The organism is Novipirellula galeiformis (assembly GCF_007860095.1).
In the GTDB taxonomy this organism is placed as follows: domain Bacteria; phylum Planctomycetota; class Planctomycetia; order Pirellulales; family Pirellulaceae; genus Novipirellula; species Novipirellula galeiformis.
In genome coordinates this window covers 103,102-119,962 of the sequence record NZ_SJPT01000006.1, presented here as the reverse complement: position 1 = coordinate 119,962, position 16,861 = coordinate 103,102, and the positions used below count along the sequence as shown (strand labels likewise).

Genomic DNA, 16,861 nt, shown 5'->3' with positions numbered 1-16,861 from the left:
TCGGATGGGGGGAGCGAGTTCTGGGAATCCGAAATCGCAGTGGGGTTTACGGGCCGCGTCGCAGCGGTGAGTCGGTTTGAAGGGGGAGACCGCTCCATGGCTGCGGCGACGAAACACTACGATGCTTCACGCAAACCAATCCAAAGCGTATATTCCGGCACTTCGTTTGTGAATGAGTTCCCCCCTTTGTTTGGAGTGTCAACGTGTCGACCGATCTACCGAATATTCTTGCTTCACGTTATGCGAGTGAAGCCATGGTGAAAATCTGGTCGCCCGCCAACAAGGTGGTCTTAGAGCGTGAATTGTGGATCGCCGTGCTAGAGGCTCAAAAGGACCTTGGTGTCAACGTGCCCGACGGCGTCATCGAAGCCTATCGCTCGGTGATCGATCGTGTTGATTTGTTTGCCATCGATGCGCGTGAACGTGTCACCAAGCACGATGTGAAAGCACGCATCGAAGAGTTCAATGAATTGGCCGGTCACGAACATGTCCATAAAGGGATGACGTCGCGCGACTTGACCGAAAACGTCGAGCAACTGCAAATTCGCTCCGCACTAAATCTCGTGCGTGATCGCATCGTCACCGCGCTCTCGCTGGTGGCGGGACGAGCGGCGGAGTACAACGAGCTTGCGATCGCCGGTCGCAGCCACAACGTTCCGGCTCAAGTCACGACCGTTGGAAAGCGTTTTGCCAACGTCGCCGAAGAGTTGTTGGTCGCCTACGACCGCATTGAAAACTTGCTCACTCGCTACCCGCTTCGCGGCATCAAGGGGCCGGTGGGCACTCAGCAAGACATGCTCGATCTGTTCCAAGGGGACGCTGGCAAGCTAGACCAACTTGACAATCGCATCGCGACCAAACTTGGCTTTGAGTCGTGTTTTGATTCGGTGGGACAAGTCTATCCGCGATCGCTGGACTTTGACGTTATTTCAGCCCTGACTCAGCTTTCCTCGGGGCCTGCGAATTTTGCTCGCACGTTGCGTTTGATGGCGGGGGCGGAATTGGCCACCGAAGGCTTCAAACCGGGGCAAGTTGGTTCGTCCGCGATGCCTCATAAAATGAACGCGCGGTCGGCCGAGCGTATCGATGGATTCAACGTGATCCTACGTGGCTATTTGACGATGGTGGGTGGGTTGCTTGGTGATCAATGGAACGAGGGCGACGTCAGTTGCAGTGTGGTCCGCCGCGTGGCGATCCCAGATGCCTTCCTAGCGATCGATGGACAATTGGAAACCTTCCTGACGGTGCTCGTTGATTATGGTGCCTATCCTGCCGTGATCGATCGTGAACTGCGTCGTTATTTGCCGTTTCTGGCCACCACCAAAATCCTCGTTGCTGCGATCAAAGCCGGCGTCGGACGCGAGCTTGCTCACGAAGCGATCAAGGAACACGCCGTTGCCGCAGCGCTTGCGATGCGCGAAAGTGGCCGCGACGACAACGATGTGATCGAGCGATTGGCGGGCGATGATCGCATTCCGATGGATGCCGACGCCCTTCGCGCTGCCATCGGCGACCCGAAACTCTTTATCGGCAATGCCACCAATCAGGTGCAAAGTGTGATTGCAAAAATCGACGCGATCACGAGCAAGCATCCCGAGCTCGCGGAATACCGTCCCGGTTCCATCTTGTAGGCGTTAGAAACGCCTCGGCGATGACGGTGAGTCGAGGCTCGTTGCTTTGCTGAACGGGACACGCTAGCGGTTGGATTGATCACTTTACCCGCGTGCCTCACGACTTTCCCTTGCCGTTAGCACTAGGCTTACCGCAAGGGATCGCGTTCGAGTTCACTGGCCGTGTCTTCCCTGACGCGACTTCACTGGCGCGTCTTCACTGGCGCGACTTCACTGGCGCGACTTCACTGACGCGACTTCACTGACTGCGCCGAGTTGATCAATAGGGGGGGCACGTCGCAGCGAAGTGGCCGAACGGATTGTTCCGCTTGGTACGGTGTTACTCCTCAGGTAGCACGCAATTGGAAATCGTCGATTGACTTTCACTAAGGTTGCCTTAGTCTGTGCCTAGGTTCACGCTTTCATTTGAAATCGCTCAAAACACGTGACACTGTTTGGCAATACGCCTGACGTCATTTTGACAGCGAAATTTTGACTTCCGGCGTCGAATCATTCTTTGCAGCCCACGTTCAGCGGCGGGATCGCGTTAATGCCAATTCATCATGCTGCCGATATTCGATCGATTCTTTGGGTGATGATCGCCATCACCTTGGTCGTGATTCAATATTCCGACCCGCGCTGGGTGGTTTATTTGAGTCCGATCAGTTGCTATTTAGCGATCGCCTGCGGCACGATTTCTCACAATCACAACCACCGAGCGACGTTCAAGTCTCCGCGTTGGAACACTTGGTTCGGTCATGTTTTGACGCTGTTCTATGGCTATCCGACGCTAATGTGGGTGCCGACGCACAACTTGAATCATCATCAATTTGTAAACCGTCCCGGCGATGCGACCGCGACTTGGCGATACACCAATCAACACCGCCTTTGGGTCGTGCTGACTTATCCCTTTGTGTCAGGCTACTTTCAAAGCTTCCCCATTCGCGAGTACATCAGCAAAGTAAAAAACGGCAAGCCGAAGCTGTACGCCCGCATTCGGCTTCAGTACACGATTTGGATGGGCGGCTACATTGGGTTAGGCGTATTGGCGGCCTTGCTTTACCACAATCAACAAACCGGATTGGGGTTGTATTTGTGGTTTTTCTCGGTGATTTTGCCCGCGATTTTGTCGAGCACGGTGATCATGTTCTTTAACTTTGTCCAGCACATTCACACCGACGCGTGGTCCGAGCATGACCACTCACGCAACTTTACCGGATGGTGGTTCAATTTTCTGTTTTTCAACAACGGTTATCATACCGCCCACCACGAACACCCCGGAATGCACTGGAGCCAATTGCCAAAAGCACATGCGGCGATCGCAGCTACGATTAATCCAAAATTGAATGAAGGCAATTTACTTTGGTTTGTATTTCGCCAATACGTATTGTCGCCCGTGTTCCCAGCGTTTGGCACCCAACAGATCGGCCCTTTCCCAGGCGACGAAACAAGCTCCTCTAGTCCTTGACCAAGCAACGCTTCATCTTAATCCCGTCCGCGCAAGCCACACCGGACCGGAGCCAAGTCATGAAGATTAGGATTAGTAATCAATAAGGGGATAAAGGCATGCGACCGTTTCGGTCACGAGAAACGAGAGGTCGTCATCCACCTGAGATCGCCAGCTGCACTCGTGCCAACGCGGCGTGAGTTACCGGTTCCGGGGCCTTTTTCTCTAAGATCCTCGCTCGTTTAAACGCTGATCACGCGACCTCGCGTCTTGCTACCCGAGATGCAACGCCGCCCGGGCGAGTTGCAACCAACTTGTCCCTGCGGCATCGACTTCCATGTCATAGTCTTTGGTGGGAATGTAGGCGCGGCGATGATCGACGATGCGAATGGCGATCGAACTTTGTCGCCCCAGTTGGTCAATCCGTTTGCGGTCGGAGTAGTGCAGCACGATGAAGCGGGCATCATACGTGATTGCTGCGATCTGCCACGCCGCCGCATCCAGCCGCAACTCCGCAAGTTCTAGCATCCGTTTTGCAGGATTGGGTAGCGGGCCAAATCGATCCCGCAACTCCACGCGAACCTCCTTGATTTGCGCCGCATTCTCGATCCTCGCGATGCGGCGGTAGAGATCGATTTTGTGGCGTAAATCGGGCACATAGTCGTCCGGCAAATAGGCTTCCACGGGCAGGTCGATATCGACGTCGGCCGACAATTTCGGCGGCAACTTCTGAGCCTGACGCACCGCGTCCTCGAGCAATTGGCAATACATCTCGTAACCGATCGCGGCGATATGACCACTTTGTTGGCTGCCCAATAAGTTGCCTGCGCCGCGGATTTCAAGGTCGCGCATCGAAATCGCGAAGCCCGCTCCCATGTGACTGAATTCTTCGATCGCGCGCAAGCGTTTGGACGCTTCGGGCGTCAAATGCTTGTGCGGGGCTACCATCAAATACGCGTACGCTTGATGTTTGTACCGTCCCACACGGCCTCGTAACTGATGCAGATCGCTCAACCCGTAACGATCCGCATCGTCAATGAAAATCGTATTCGCATTGGGGATGTCGATGCCGCTTTCGACGATGGTGGTCGCCAACAGCAGATCAAACTTGTGCTCGATAAAATCGACCATCACTCGTTCGAGTTCCCCTTCGCCCATTTGTCCATGACCGATGCCGATGCGCACTTCGGGAACAATGCGACGGATTTTATCTGCTACCGCGTGCATGTCCCCGATGCGATTGTGGATAAAGAAGAGTTGTCCGCCACGATTCAATTCACGCACGATCGCGGTGCGAATCATGTGATCTTCCCAGCGTGTGACCTTCGTCTCGACCGCCATTCGTTCGGCGGGAGGCGTTTCCAGGTTGCTGATGTCACGAACCCCGACGAGCGCCATGTGCAAGGTGCGGGGGATCGGTGTTGCCGAAAGCGTCATCACATCAACATTGCTATACAACGTCTTCAAACGCTCCTTGACCGCGACACCAAACCGCTGCTCTTCGTCGACGATCACGAGTCCGAGGTTGGTGAAGTCCACATCCTTGCTGGCCAAACGGTGCGTTCCCACTACGATGTCGACTTTGCCGCGGCGCAGTTGTTTGACCGTTTCACGTTGCTCGGCGGCCGTGCAAAACCGGCTCAACTTAGCGATTTCCACAGGGAATTCGGCCATTCGAGCACAGAAACTGTGGTAGTGCTGTTCGGCGAGCACGGTGGTGGGTACGAGCACGGCGACTTGATAGCCGCTGATCACCGCTTTAAAAGCGGCTCGCATCGCGACCTCGGTCTTGCCAAAGCCAACGTCTCCACAAATCAACCGGTCCATCGGCTTGGGCGTCACCATGTCGTTTTTAGAGGCGTCGATGGCGGTGACTTGGTCATCGGTTTCGACATACGGAAAACTGGCGTCGAATTGTCGTTGCCACGCCGAATCGGCATCGAACGAGATCCCGCGTCGCGACGTTCGTTCGGCCTGCATCTCCAGCAATTCGCTCGCCATGTCGGTGACCGCCGACTCCGCTGCTTTGCGTTGGCGTTGCCACGCTTGGCTGCCGATTTTGGCCAGTCGTGGCTGCGTCTTCGTGCCGCCCACGTAACGTTGCACCAGCCCGATCCGTGACGCCGGTACGTAAATTTTGCTGCCGCCATCAAACTCGATCGTTAAATGCTCGAGATGCTGGCCGTTCTTTTCGATCTGCTGCAAACCGCGATACAAACCGATGCCGTGAGACAGATGGACCACAAGGTCTCCGACGTCGAGCCGCAGCAAATCGGCAATCGGTTTGCCACGTGCCCGTGATCGCCCCCGTCGCACGGGGCTGCGATGAAAAAGCTCGGCGCCGGTCAGCACCAAAACCTCGAGACCGGTCAAGCGGAATCCACCGCTCAGCTCCGCGACGGTCAAGTGCAACCGGCCGCGTGAGTTCGCCTCGGTGTCACGCAGCAATTCGGACAACCGTTCGCTGTCCGCCGCCGTGTCGCCCACCAACACGATGTCGTGGTTACTGGCGACCGTATCGATTCGCTTGCAGGCCTCGTCGAGCGTCACCGCAAACCCATCGGCGCTGGCGGATTGCAAATCGATCACCTTGCCATCGACCGCCTCGTTCAGCGAGCTGGCCATCGCGATGCGAAATTTTTGTAGCGAGCCCACGAGCTCTTCAAAGCCAACAAAACGTGGGTCGTCTCCCGATCGATCGATGATCGCGTCGGCCGAGGCCTTGCAGTCCTGGGGATCTACCAACACGACCAAGGTGTCTTCGGGCAAGTAATCGGCTAGCAGCGCGAAGGAGTCGGTTTCGGTATCGGTTTTCTCTTCGACATCCTCGCCGCTGATCGCGGTGATCTCGACCTCCTTGACCGCTTCGATACTTCGCTGGCTGCCCAAATCGAAGCGTCGGATGGATTCGATCTCGTCACCGAACCACTCCACCCGGAGAGGATGGGGTTGATCGGCCGAAAAGATATCCAAGATCCCACCGCGGGTGGCAAACTCACCCGGAAATTGGACCGCCGTGGTCGCTGCGAACCCGGCTTCGGCCAACCACCGCCGAATCGCTTCGGGATTCACCTGTTCGCCCACCTTCAACACCCGCGTTGCGGCGTCGAGCCGTTGGCGTGAGGGGACGCGTTGCATCGCCCCGCCGATATATGCGGTCACCAACAAGGGGGCCGCGTCGTCGGGGGATCGGTCCTGCAGCCGCTGTAGGACCTGCAACCGCTCCGCAAATTCGGCGTCACGGTGGTGGTGATTGCCTGAGGATTGTCCGCCGGAGGAGAGCGGCAACGAGATCGAATCGGTCAATCCGAATGCGATCGCATCGCCGGCGACAATGTCAGCTTCCGCCGCATGAGGCAGCAGGAATAGCAAATTGGGGCTGTGCTGGGAGAGCGTGGCAGCCAAAAGCCCTCGAATCGAGCCCCAAACCCCGTCAAACGCCAACTCGACGTTGGTCGTTCGCCGCGATGGCTTGCCCGAAGCGAGTTTGCGGGGACGCAATTTTTTGACCTGCGCAGCAATCCCCGCAGCCTCGTTCAACAAACGAGGTAAATCGTGCAAACTCTTGGCGGTTGTGACAGTGGCGTGAGCCAAACAGACACCGGGATTGCAGGTAGTAAAAAAGCTACAGAAAACGTATCGTGTGCTGTGCATTCTGGAAACACCACCTCAAGATACATTTACGCAAGATAGGGAAACAATAACGATGACGATTGGAATTGGCATTATGGGTTGCGGCATGATCGCCGGCTTTCACTCCAAGGCGATCGCGGATGCGGCAGGAGCCAAATTGGTCGGTTGTGCCGACCGTCGAGCTGAGAAGGCTGCCGCCTTTGCTGCCGAAAACAACTGCAAAGCCTACGAGTCCTTGGAAGCCATGTTGGCCGATCCAGAGATTCAAGCCGTTTCGATCTGTACCCCCAGCGGGGCACACCTGGAACCCGCTTTGCTCGCCGCCAAAGCCGGCAAGCATCTGTTGGTCGAAAAGCCCCTGGAAATCACCACCGATCGCTGTGACCAAATCATCAAAGCGTGTGACGACGCCGGCGTGCAAATCGGGGTCACCTTCCAAAGTCGTTTTCACCAATCCAGCCAATTGATGAAAAAAGCGGTCGAAGCGGGACGTTTCGGCAAAGTCACGATGGGCGATGCCTACGTGAAGTGGTATCGCACCCAAGAGTACTATGACAGCGGTGCTTGGCGTGGGACTTGGGATCTCGATGGCGGCGGCGCCTTGATGAACCAAGCGATTCATAACGTCGATTTGCTGCTTTGGTTGATGGGCGATGTCGTCGAGATCAGCGCGATGATGGACACCATGACTCACGAGCGAATCGAAGTCGAAGACATTGTCGTGGCGAATTTGCGATTCGCCAACGGAGCACTCGGCGTGATCGAAGCAACCACGACCGCCTACCCCGGAGCGCTCAAGCGAATTGAGATCAGCGGCAGCGAAGGCTCCGCCGTCATCGAAGAGGAAGACATCCACACATGGAAGTTCCTCAACGAAGACGAAAGCGATGAAGACATTCGCCAATCGATGGCTGACAAAACGTCAACCGGCGGTGGCGCCGCCGATCCGTCTTCGATCGGGCACCACGGCCACATGTTGCTTGTCGAAGAGCTTGTTGCGGCGATTAAAGAAAATCGGCCGTGTGTGATCGATGGTCGCGAAGGCCGCCGCAGCGTGGCCGTGATCGAAGCGATTTACGAAAGCGCACGCAGCGGCAAACGAGTGAAACTGGGCTAAGAATCGGGTGAAACTGGGCTGGGAAATCGCAACTGGCAAAATTCGCAGCCACCTTCACTCGCCAATGAACCCTTCGTAACAAACGGGCCCCCTCGGGGCTCGTCGTGGGAGCCACGAGCGAATTGAAAAAGTTAAATTGAAAAATGTAAAGCGGCAAAACGGATCAGAGACTCGCGATGCATCCTCGCGTCCTCCAATTCAAAGTTTTCAGTTTACCATTTAGCTTTTTCAATGGTTCACGCTGCGGCCGAACCGTTTCGATGTCGCTTCTCGCTCGGGACACCGATATCGCTCGGGACATGGAATTTTCCTCCAACGGATCGACCGCACGTCCCGAACGAACCGCGGCATTCACGCTTTGCTTTTTAGATCCGCCAATTGTTTGCGTTCGGGCATCGCTTTGTAGAAAGGATCCAAGGGATAACATCCGCTAACGATGCCGTTGCGTGGCGCGGTCGTGCAGTCACTAAAGGTGCGGCACACTTTCTTTCGCGTCATCACGTTACCGTCAATGACATCGGCGGGCAGATCGGGATACGACAACACCATCCGTCCCAAGCCAATCGAATCGGCCATCCCGGTTCGCACCACGGCTTGTGCCACGTTCGGTAACCAGTCTTGCAGATAGGTGTACCCCGAACCCACGAGCGTCAAATTCGGATGCATTTGTTTGATCTTGGCCGTCGCTTGAATCTGGCGAACGACGCCGACCAAGGGATCTTCAGGAGGCTGATACCCATCGCTCGGTGGAAAGTAGGCGGGGCGTTGGATATGAGGATTGTAGTACGGGCTTCCCGCCGTGGTACAAACCAATTGGATCCCCAGTTCTTCGAAAAGCTGCATCAAACGCGACGGTTCCGCCAGATCGATTCCGTGGCCTGACCCATCGCCGCCGAAGGCCAATCGGGGATCCGCTTTCTCATCCGGCACCCCGACGCGGTCCTCGCCCGGGCGATAGGGAACAAAGTCAAACAGACTGATCCGCACGCCTAGTTCAAGTCCGGCAGCTTCCGAGCGAATCCCCGCAACAATCTCTCGCAGGAACCGTGTGCGATTTTCAAACGAGCCCCCAAATTCGCCCACGCGATCGAAACCACTTAACAACTCGTGCCCCAGATACCCATGGCAATGCTTGATATCGACGAAGCGATAGCCCGCTTTTTGCGACCGCACGGCGGCCCCGATGAAGTCGTCGATCAATCGTTTCAGATCGTCATCGCTAAGTAACGTTGAATCATCGGTGATCCCGAGACGCGGGTCGAGCGCAGGGTTGTGCTGCGGGATCAACGGCTCAGCGCGAGCTTTTTCATTGGGTCGGGCATAACGTCCCGAATGGGTCAGTTGCAGACCCACCAACAGATCATCGCTGTTGCCAAAACGCGACTCGTGAGCGGAAACGAGGTCCAAACGCAGCGACTCGATTGACTTCAGATTGGCTTCGGTCAAGAGCAGTTGGTTGGGGTTCGCCCGTCCGTCGTGGCGCACCGCGACCGCTTCCCCGCCCCAAATCAATTTCGCACCACTGATGCCAAAATTCTTCCATCGGCGACGTGTCAACTCGCTCGGTTGACCGTCGGTCGTGCCGTCCCAACCTTCCATCGGCAAAATGCAAAAACGATTTCCAATCAGATCGTGGGTCAGCTGAATGGGTTGCGCGAGCACCGATGCACCGCCCTGTTGGACGTTTTCATCGCTTGGCAATTCCAGTCCAAGCTCCGTGAGTCGAGACAGGAATTGGTCGTGCGTTTTTAAACTTGCAATGCGAGGGTAAGCCATAAGTCACCTTTCTTTGAAAATGGATCGACCCCAAGACGACGTCGATGAACCTGTCTGCGCGGCGGCGTTAGCCTGGGTTTTTCGCAACCCGACGCGTCCGCGAGGGACCACACTTGGACGGTCGTGTGCCAGCGGTCCCTCGCTGACGCTTCGGGTTAGGATTCGTTGAGCTAAGCAGGGAGGCAGGAATGATTGGGTGAAATCCCATTAGCCGCTTGAGCGTTAGCCCCGGTTGAACCACTTGAACCGTGGCTAACGCCAAAGCGGCTAATCTACCGAAAGACTCCTGCCTACCTGCTTAGCACCCTGCGGTGCATTTTACGGAACAACTCTTTCCTGGGTGCTTAGAGCAACCGCTCAAGGTCTTGCAAAATGCTCTCCAATACCTCGAGATCCGAGTCGGGGCGAGCGGGAGATTGAGCGTGCGTGAGGTTGGTTTGGATCCAACCACGCAAGTGCATGAACATCGCTGCGGAATGCTTGTACGCAGGAACGTTGGGGCGAAATGCAAACGCACCGAGATATTGCAGCAAATCGTTCAATTCATAAAACGCTGGATCCCCAGCCGCCCACAACGCATCGCGTTTTGCAAACGCATCCGGTGCAAACGTACTTAGCCCCAGCAAGTAATCGCTGCCATACATCACCATGTCGATGGCGAGATCGTTACCGGTCAAAACCATGAAATCGGGACGCACGCGATTCTTGAGAACCAATCGCTCCCACTCTTGCAGGCGACTGAGTGACGAATGCTTTGCTCCGGCACAATTCGAGATTCCCAACAGTTGCTCGTACACTTCGAGCGAATAAATCTTGCCGAAGGGTGCAAACATGTGGCCAAGCTCAAAGGCCAAAAACGAGTCGCAATGTTTGCTCAGCTCGAGATAGGAGTTCACGATCTGTTGATCGGATTGTTCCACCAAACCGTAGCTTTGAAACAGAATCGGAGTGCCGTCGTGCGTTTGGATCTGATTCATGCCGGTGGTATAAGCATCAGCGTTGAAGTGGTTGCCGGGCGTATCGTTTACGAACACGCCGGCGACGTACTGCTTTCCTGAGGCGATCGATCGCGTTCGCCGCAGCACTTCGGCACGGGTCTCTGCATCGATCAAATGGCCATAGCCGGTATCCATATTGACCGCGGGAACTAGGCCGGCCACCAGCGTCCGCGTCACGTGGGCATCAAACCCGCTCCAATCGACCTGGCCGTTTTCCAAAAACGGCAGCAGGATTGCCGACATACCGGTGATTTTGCGGCGCGGGGTTAAGAGCGAGAGGGGATCCAATTCAGCCACGAGCGATTACCTGATTGCGAAATGGGCGTTTTGTCCTTAATGAACAGTGAAAGCTAACAGGAATGCAGTAATTCGTCTTTGGAAATCGGGTTATACTTGGGTTTGCAAATCGGGCACCCTTGTCGGCAACCCTGGAGGATAAAGGCCATGGCCCACGAAAGCCAACCTGCGTTAACCGATCTCGCCCTCGACGAGACGCTGCCTCCGTGGGGGGTTTTGGTGTTAGAAAGCCATCACTCGCCACGCTTTACGATGCCGTGGCGGTCGCATCAATTCGTCAAACTTTTGTACGTGCTCAGCGGTCGCGGGACGCTCTACGTCGATCCGCAGGATCAACCGACGATGCAATATCCGTTCGAAGTGGGCGACGTGATCGTGGTCCGCGGCGGTGACCGGAATCGGATCGTCGATGATCCCGCTTCGGCGTCCAGCTTGTATGTGGGCTGTATCGCGACGGAGTTGCTCAGGTTTGACCCCAGTATTGACGCGCATTTGCGTTCGGAGTGCTATCGCCGCGACGGACATTTGGCCAGCCGAATTGCCAGCCGGCTGCGGCGAATGATCCACTGGCAAAACCGCGAGGATGCTGCGCGAGCGATCGCGATGGTGACCGATGCGATGCAATTGATCCAGTGGATTGTCGAACGACAAAACACGCGTGAGGATGATTCGGCAAAGCCCTTTGACGCCGTACAGGATGGGGACGCGAGCACTCGACTGTCCCCGGTCCCCCCAACTCCCATTCGCCAGAAAATCCAGCGGTATGTTAAGGAGTTGCAGACTCAATTCTATGAAGCGACCACGATCGAAGCGGCCGCTCGTCACTTGGGGATCCCACGCCGCCGTTTTACCAAGCTGTTTGCGGAGATCACCGGAGCGACGTGGTTGGGTTACGTTCGCTCGTTAGCGATTGAACATGCCAAGCTTCGCTTGCGTGATTCGGACATCCCGATCATTTCGATCGCCTTTGAATGCGGTTTCAATGACTTGTCGACGTTTTATCGCCAATTCAAACGCCAAGTCGGTTGCTCGCCCCTAGCCTATCGCGAACGAGTATCCCAAATGGAAAGGGGCTCCCAAAATAAAACCGACTTAGGACGGCACCAGTCGGTTGATCGTTGAGCAGGCTTGGTCGAGTGTCAGTATCCGTGCATAGCGATCACGCAAAGTGGCCAACGAGGCTTCGTGCAACTCAGGCGTCACCGTGGCGCAACAATCTTCTACGACCGTGACGAGGTAGCCCAAATCGCACGCATCGCGAACGGTCGTTTCGACGCACTCATTGGTATACACCCCGACAATGAACAACGATTCGATGCCGAGATTCTTGAGCACGTAATGCAGGTTGGTGGAAGAGAATACACCACTCGCCGTTTTGTTGATCACGATCTCGTCTCGCTCGGGAAGCGGCGCGATGGCTTCAAGGAAGTCCGCTTCACGCGAACCGGGGGGGGCGAGCAAATGGAGTCGTTTGTGCCCTTTGCCGCGGTCACGCCCGTCTTGAGTGAGCGATTGAATCCGCGTGTGAATCACTTCCAATTCATGGCTGCGAAACGCATCTTGCAGTTTTCGCACGTTCGGCAATACCGTCGAGTCGAGACGATTGAAGTAGTATTCTTGGGCTTCGGGCGAAACGCCACTTTGAGCTGCATCACGGAACACTCCATGCCCTGGGGCGGCGTCGAGATATTGCATGTCAATGCACAACAACGCCGTGTCGCGATCGACTAGAAAATCACGATGGGCCGGGTTGTCAATAAACGATTCATGATAGACCTCCTTTAGCGGGTCGATGTGTTCGGGATGAGAGTCGTCGGAGGGATGGAAATCGTTCATGAAACCTTGGGGATTAGGGATAAGTAGGGGGGGACGGATAAGTGATGGGGCAAAGCTCGAGCTTAAAACAGAGCAACTTCAACCGTTGCCAAAGCGAGGGAATCTCACGCTTGGCGCAGTCCCTCGCTGACGCATCGGGTTAGGATCGACTGGTAGAAAACTGCAATAGTGCGACTTCCTAAACTGACACGTGCGGGTTATTCCATCAACGGATCCAATGGGGATGTTTGCTTCAACATTGCGATAAATACCTCAGCGTTTGCAACATCACGTTGGCACCCGCTTCGATATCGGACCACGCGGTCCATTCGGCTGGCGAATGACTTTGTCCGTTCTTGCTGGGGACAAAGATCATTCCGATGGGCACGATGCCTCCCATGATCTGGGCGTCATGCGCCGCACCGCTGGGCATGGTTTGATAGTCGAGTCCCAGTTGCTGGGTTTGTTTAATCAGCGCCTCCACCACGTTCGTGTCGCAGGCCACCGGCGTGATGAAGCTTTTTTGTTCGAACTCGAACATCAAATGACGTCGCCGAGCGATCGCCGAGAGGGCTTTGCGAAAGGCGCTAGACAACTCCTCCAGCACCCCCTCGGAAGTGTCTCGCACGTCGAGTGAAAATTCGACCAATCCTGGGACGGTGTTCGCAGCCCCGGGCAGGATTTGCACTTTCCCGATCGTTGCCCGACTGCGATCGCTGCCGTTTTCTTCCAACACGCGAGGGACTTCATGGGCGAAGTCGGCGAGTCCCATGAACGCGTCGTTTCGCATTTCCATCGGTGTCGTGCCCGCATGATTGGCCTCGCCCCGTAACCAAACCGACCAGGTGAACAGTCCCGTGATCTCGTCAACGATCCCAATTGGGATGTGAGACCGATCGAGCACCGGACCTTGTTCAATATGCAATTCGAGATAGCAGGCGATCGAATCGGGGGCCCGTGCCGCTTCGAGTGCGGCAAAGGGATCGTGGCCGTGCCGACGCAATTCGTCTTGAAGCAGCACGCCGTCGAGGTCCTTCATCGTGGCCAATCGTTCGGGATTGATCATGCCCGCAAACGATTGCGAACCAAACATCCCTCCAAATCGCCCCTCTTCATCGCTAAATGCAATCAATTCGAGGGTGCGCTGGGGTTCGATTCCCGCCTCGTGCATCCGCCTCAGGCACTCTAGCCCGACGATGACGCCGAGGGTCCCATCGAGGGCACCGGCACAGGGAACGGTATCGATGTGCGAGCCGACTAAAACGCGGGGTTGGTCAGTCGAACCACGTAATTCGGCGGAAAGATTGAGGGCTCCGTCGGAGCTATAGTGCAGTCCCGCGTCGGTGATCCGCTGGGAAAGCCATTGCTTGGCCTGCATGTCCGCATCGGTAAAGGCCATCCGGTAGATGCCGCGATCTTCGCTACTTTGCCCAATTTCGGCCAAAGTCAAAATGTCCGTTTTTATCCGTTCTAGGTTAACTTTGAGGTTTGAGCCGTCGAGCATAGATACAAAGGGCCTTGTTCGCTGAGGAGGGGGAGATGTTGGCTGAGTCGTTTGGGGCTCGTGGTCGTTTGGGCTCGTTAATGCGACGCATCGGGAGAGCGGGCGAACGCAGCATGTTTGCTGGCATTGCCCCGGTAAACCCGAAGCCCCCCAACCCTAACCGAGGCACCTCGTCCGGCGAGCCACCGATCGTCTCGCCTCCCTACCATAACACGAGGGAACTGGGGTTGGTCTAGACGGGGTTGCTTTGATAAAGGATCAAGATGCCGCTTCAATTCAACCGGATCCGGAATCCGTTCGCCTTTCAACGTTTGAGAATTTGCATGACGATCTGCAGAAAACGCATCACGTTTTCCCTGGGCATGTCGTTTTTGTTCGCGTCGCTATCTTGCTGCTTGAGCGGATGCCAAGACGGCCCTCTGTACGCGCTCAAAACGGTCAATCCTTGGTTTGTGATGAAGGAATGGCGTGAAGACGAAGCTTACGGGGTCACCGATCACGAGCGGCGAAAGCAACTTTCCCAGCTTGCCGATTCGATTGAATATTACCCCGCGGATCGCCAAGAGTACTGGGCCAATCACCTGCAACAAATCTTAGAAAATGACGACAGCGCCGAGATGCGCCGGCTCGCCGTGCTGGCCAGCGGCAAAATCAAATCGAGTCGCAACTTGGCATTGATTGAGAAAGGCTTGGACGACGATAGCGTTAAAGTGCGAATGGAAGCGTGCCGAGCGCTCAGCCGGATCGATGACGAACAATCTTCGCGAATGTTGGCTTCGATGGTCGGCAAAGAATCCAACCAAGACGTGCGTCACGCGGCCATTGCATCGCTCGCCAAACACAAAAACGCGGTCTCGGTTAATTCCTTGCGACTCGCACTGTCTGACCGCAATCCGGCCACTCGGGATTTGACAATGCAGTCACTCCGAGGCGTGACCGGAAAGAACCTTGGGAACGACCCAGAGGTTTGGGTCGCAGAACTCGAGAAGAACGATTTCAATGACCCCAACACTACTGGAACCATGCTCCGCTAAAACGCGGGCTCTCTGCAACGTTTTGCGAGGTTCACTCGGGCTCGCAATCTTCTTGGCATCGACCGTGGTCGCTGCGACCTCGCCCGTTCAAGCATCGGAACCGGTGCGGATTTGGGTCGATGAAACGGGGCTGCACTCAATTGAAGCGAGCCTGCAAAGCATCACGGATGGCGTCGCGCTGCTGAAACGCGCCAACGGAACGAAGGTCAATATCTCCGTCGCTCAATTGAGCCAAGTGGATCGTGATTACATTGAGAGTTGGACCGACCACTCCGCGCTCCGCGAGAACCACCTTCGCTGGACCCCTCCGGTTTTACCCGAGCTTGTCGCCCAACCTGTTTTGGAATTGCCGCCGGCCTCGAGTCTGTTGGACGAAGGTCAACCGCTCGCACCACTGAGTGGCCCCGCCCCGACGAAAAACCAATCGTTTCCGTCGAGTTTGTTGCCCGATCCACAAGCCTTTGCCATCGCATTGCCATTCGGCAAGCAAACGTTGGGGAAAATTCATTCCTACGATTCATGCTCGCCTCCGCTCGCGATTGCCACGCCAACCCAAACATTCCTGGCGGTATCGATCAGCACGGGACTGAGCTCAACGCCCTCTCCCAACGCGAACCGAATCGTCCGCTTTGATCCGGCGACCGGCAACGTCTCGACCGTGTTGCAGTCGAACCAACCGATTACGATTTTGGACCATCACCAAGCCAGTGGACGGACGCTGGTTCTCAACGGACACCGAGTCATGGGCCAAGGGGGCGAGTTGGCGATCGCCAAGGGATGGGACGACGACACGCTCACAATCCAATACTCGCGAGCGTTGCCGAATATCGGATCCGCAAACGCCGGATCGTCCGCGCACACACGCCAACTGCACTGGGCTCGCTGGGTCGATGGCGAGCATGTCGTTGCGTCGATCAACGGCGAGATTGCCGTTTGGAATCTCCTTTCGGGACAATGCCTGCACCGTGTTTGCAACGTCCAGCCGAAGGTCACGCCGGCAATCTCCGCCGGACGACGCTACATCGCGGTGCCTACATCCGTCGGCGTCGAACTCTACCAAACCAGCGATGGCAGCAGCTTGGGCACCATCCCGATCGAATCGGGACGATCCGCTCAGGTGAGTTTTTCCCCACGCGGCGATTCATTGGCGATCATCACCACGTCCCGGCTCCGCGTTTGGGAACTCTCTTCGGCGACGCTGCGGGGCGAAGCCAAATCACAGCGTAGCCTCGGTAAAGGGGCCCCAGTCTGGATCGATACCGACTTGGTCTTGTCCTCCACCGGCGTGCTGTTAAGCATCTATCGCGGCGTGCCGGTTTGGCGCTACGATCTATTGGGTTCCACGATCAATGCGTATGGCGTCGCATCACCTAACAAAGGGATCGGGCTGTTATCGCGGCGCCCCCATGGTGAAATTGGCTTTATCGAAATCCCGCACGAAACGGCGCGTCAATCGTTTGCGTGGGTTGACGAACAACTGATGACCAACACTACCGCCCGCTGGGACCTCCCAGGAAAAAGTGTGCTTGGCGAAGATGGCTGGGCCGATCGTGAGCTCCGCTTTGCTCAGCGGGAAGATGCCAATCGCTAAGGGAGCCTAACCCGCATGTGGTCGCTTTGAAGTGGCACG

At 56.1% G+C, this 16,861-nt stretch carries 11 protein-coding genes; 6 read left to right on the top strand and 5 right to left on the bottom strand.

The window, feature by feature from the left end:
* The first annotated feature begins 203 nt into the window (after positions 1-203).
* Positions 204-1,631 (top strand): adenylosuccinate lyase, encoded by a 1,428-nt coding sequence (gene purB, locus Pla52o_RS17105; protein WP_146595844.1) that lies wholly within the window; start codon positions 204-206, stop codon positions 1,629-1,631.
* A 529-nt stretch (positions 1,632-2,160) separates the two neighbouring features.
* Positions 2,161-3,078: a fatty acid desaturase family protein gene (locus tag Pla52o_RS17100; RefSeq protein ID WP_146595843.1), complete on the top strand. Its 918-nt coding sequence runs from the start codon at positions 2,161-2,163 to the stop codon at positions 3,076-3,078.
* Positions 3,079-3,330: 252 nt separating this feature from the next.
* Here the strand turns inward: Pla52o_RS17100 and mfd are convergent, their stop codons facing one another.
* Entirely contained in the window at positions 3,331-6,651 is a 3,321-nt protein-coding gene (gene mfd / locus Pla52o_RS17095) for a transcription-repair coupling factor (protein WP_146595842.1), read from the bottom strand.
* Positions 6,652-6,763: 112 nt separating this feature from the next.
* Here mfd and Pla52o_RS17090 point away from each other — a divergent pair, with 112 nt between their 5' ends.
* Positions 6,764-7,807: a Gfo/Idh/MocA family protein gene (locus Pla52o_RS17090; protein WP_146595841.1), complete on the top strand. Its 1,044-nt coding sequence runs from the start codon at positions 6,764-6,766 to the stop codon at positions 7,805-7,807.
* A gap of 351 nt (positions 7,808-8,158) precedes the next feature.
* Here the strand turns inward: Pla52o_RS17090 and Pla52o_RS17085 are convergent, their stop codons facing one another.
* Together Pla52o_RS17085 and Pla52o_RS17080 are read right to left on the bottom strand one after the other, a co-directional pair.
* Positions 8,159-9,583: an oxidoreductase gene (locus Pla52o_RS17085; RefSeq protein ID WP_146595840.1), complete on the bottom strand. Its 1,425-nt coding sequence runs from the start codon at positions 9,581-9,583 to the stop codon at positions 8,159-8,161.
* 344 nt (positions 9,584-9,927) lie between these two features.
* Positions 9,928-10,878, bottom strand: a complete 951-nt coding sequence (locus Pla52o_RS17080) for a dihydrodipicolinate synthase family protein (protein WP_146595839.1) — start codon at positions 10,876-10,878, stop codon at positions 9,928-9,930.
* Positions 10,879-11,025: 147 nt separating this feature from the next.
* Between Pla52o_RS17080 and Pla52o_RS17075 the strand changes: the two genes are divergently transcribed.
* Positions 11,026-12,000, top strand: a complete 975-nt coding sequence (locus tag Pla52o_RS17075; RefSeq protein WP_146595838.1) for an AraC family transcriptional regulator — start codon at positions 11,026-11,028, stop codon at positions 11,998-12,000.
* Here Pla52o_RS17075 and Pla52o_RS17070 read toward each other — a convergent pair.
* Entirely contained in the window at positions 11,971-12,714 is a 744-nt protein-coding gene (locus tag Pla52o_RS17070; RefSeq protein WP_146595837.1) for a cysteine hydrolase family protein, read from the bottom strand. The genes Pla52o_RS17075 and Pla52o_RS17070 overlap by 30 nt on opposite strands.
* Positions 12,715-12,946: 232 nt before the next feature.
* Positions 12,947-14,197 carry a Zn-dependent hydrolase gene (locus Pla52o_RS17065; RefSeq protein WP_146595836.1) on the bottom strand — a complete coding sequence of 417 codons (1,251 nt, stop codon included), beginning with the start codon at positions 14,195-14,197 and terminating at the stop codon, positions 12,947-12,949.
* 323 nt (positions 14,198-14,520) lie between these two features.
* Between Pla52o_RS17065 and Pla52o_RS17060 the strand changes: the two genes are divergently transcribed.
* The gene (locus Pla52o_RS17060) at positions 14,521-15,231 is read left to right on the top strand and encodes a HEAT repeat domain-containing protein (RefSeq protein ID WP_231612429.1); all 711 of its coding nucleotides are present in this window, start codon (positions 14,521-14,523) and stop codon (positions 15,229-15,231) included.
* Positions 15,197-16,822, top strand: coding sequence for an SHD1 domain-containing protein (locus Pla52o_RS17055; RefSeq protein ID WP_146595835.1), 1,626 nt, complete (start codon positions 15,197-15,199; stop codon positions 16,820-16,822). The genes Pla52o_RS17060 and Pla52o_RS17055 overlap by 35 nt, the downstream gene beginning before the upstream one ends.
* The last annotated feature ends 39 nt before the right edge of the window (positions 16,823-16,861 follow it).

What these genes read in the sequence shown, in the direction of transcription:
- Pla52o_RS17085 (WP_146595840.1), bottom strand. Translation starts at nt 9,583, where the DNA reads ATGGCTTACCCTCGCATTGCAAGTTTAAAAACGCACGACCAATTCCTG.
- Pla52o_RS17070 (WP_146595837.1), bottom strand. Translation starts at nt 12,714, where the DNA reads ATGAACGATTTCCATCCCTCCGACGACTCTCATCCCGAACACATCGAC.
- Pla52o_RS17090 (WP_146595841.1), top strand. Translation starts at nt 6,764, where the DNA reads ATGACGATTGGAATTGGCATTATGGGTTGCGGCATGATCGCCGGCTTT.
- Pla52o_RS17075 (WP_146595838.1), top strand. Translation starts at nt 11,026, where the DNA reads ATGGCCCACGAAAGCCAACCTGCGTTAACCGATCTCGCCCTCGACGAG.
- Pla52o_RS17055 (WP_146595835.1), top strand. Translation starts at nt 15,197, where the DNA reads ATGACCCCAACACTACTGGAACCATGCTCCGCTAAAACGCGGGCTCTC.
- Pla52o_RS17100 (WP_146595843.1), top strand. Translation starts at nt 2,161, where the DNA reads ATGCCAATTCATCATGCTGCCGATATTCGATCGATTCTTTGGGTGATG.
- Pla52o_RS17060 (WP_231612429.1), top strand. Translation starts at nt 14,521, where the DNA reads ATGACGATCTGCAGAAAACGCATCACGTTTTCCCTGGGCATGTCGTTT.
- Pla52o_RS17065 (WP_146595836.1), bottom strand. Translation starts at nt 14,197, where the DNA reads ATGCTCGACGGCTCAAACCTCAAAGTTAACCTAGAACGGATAAAAACG.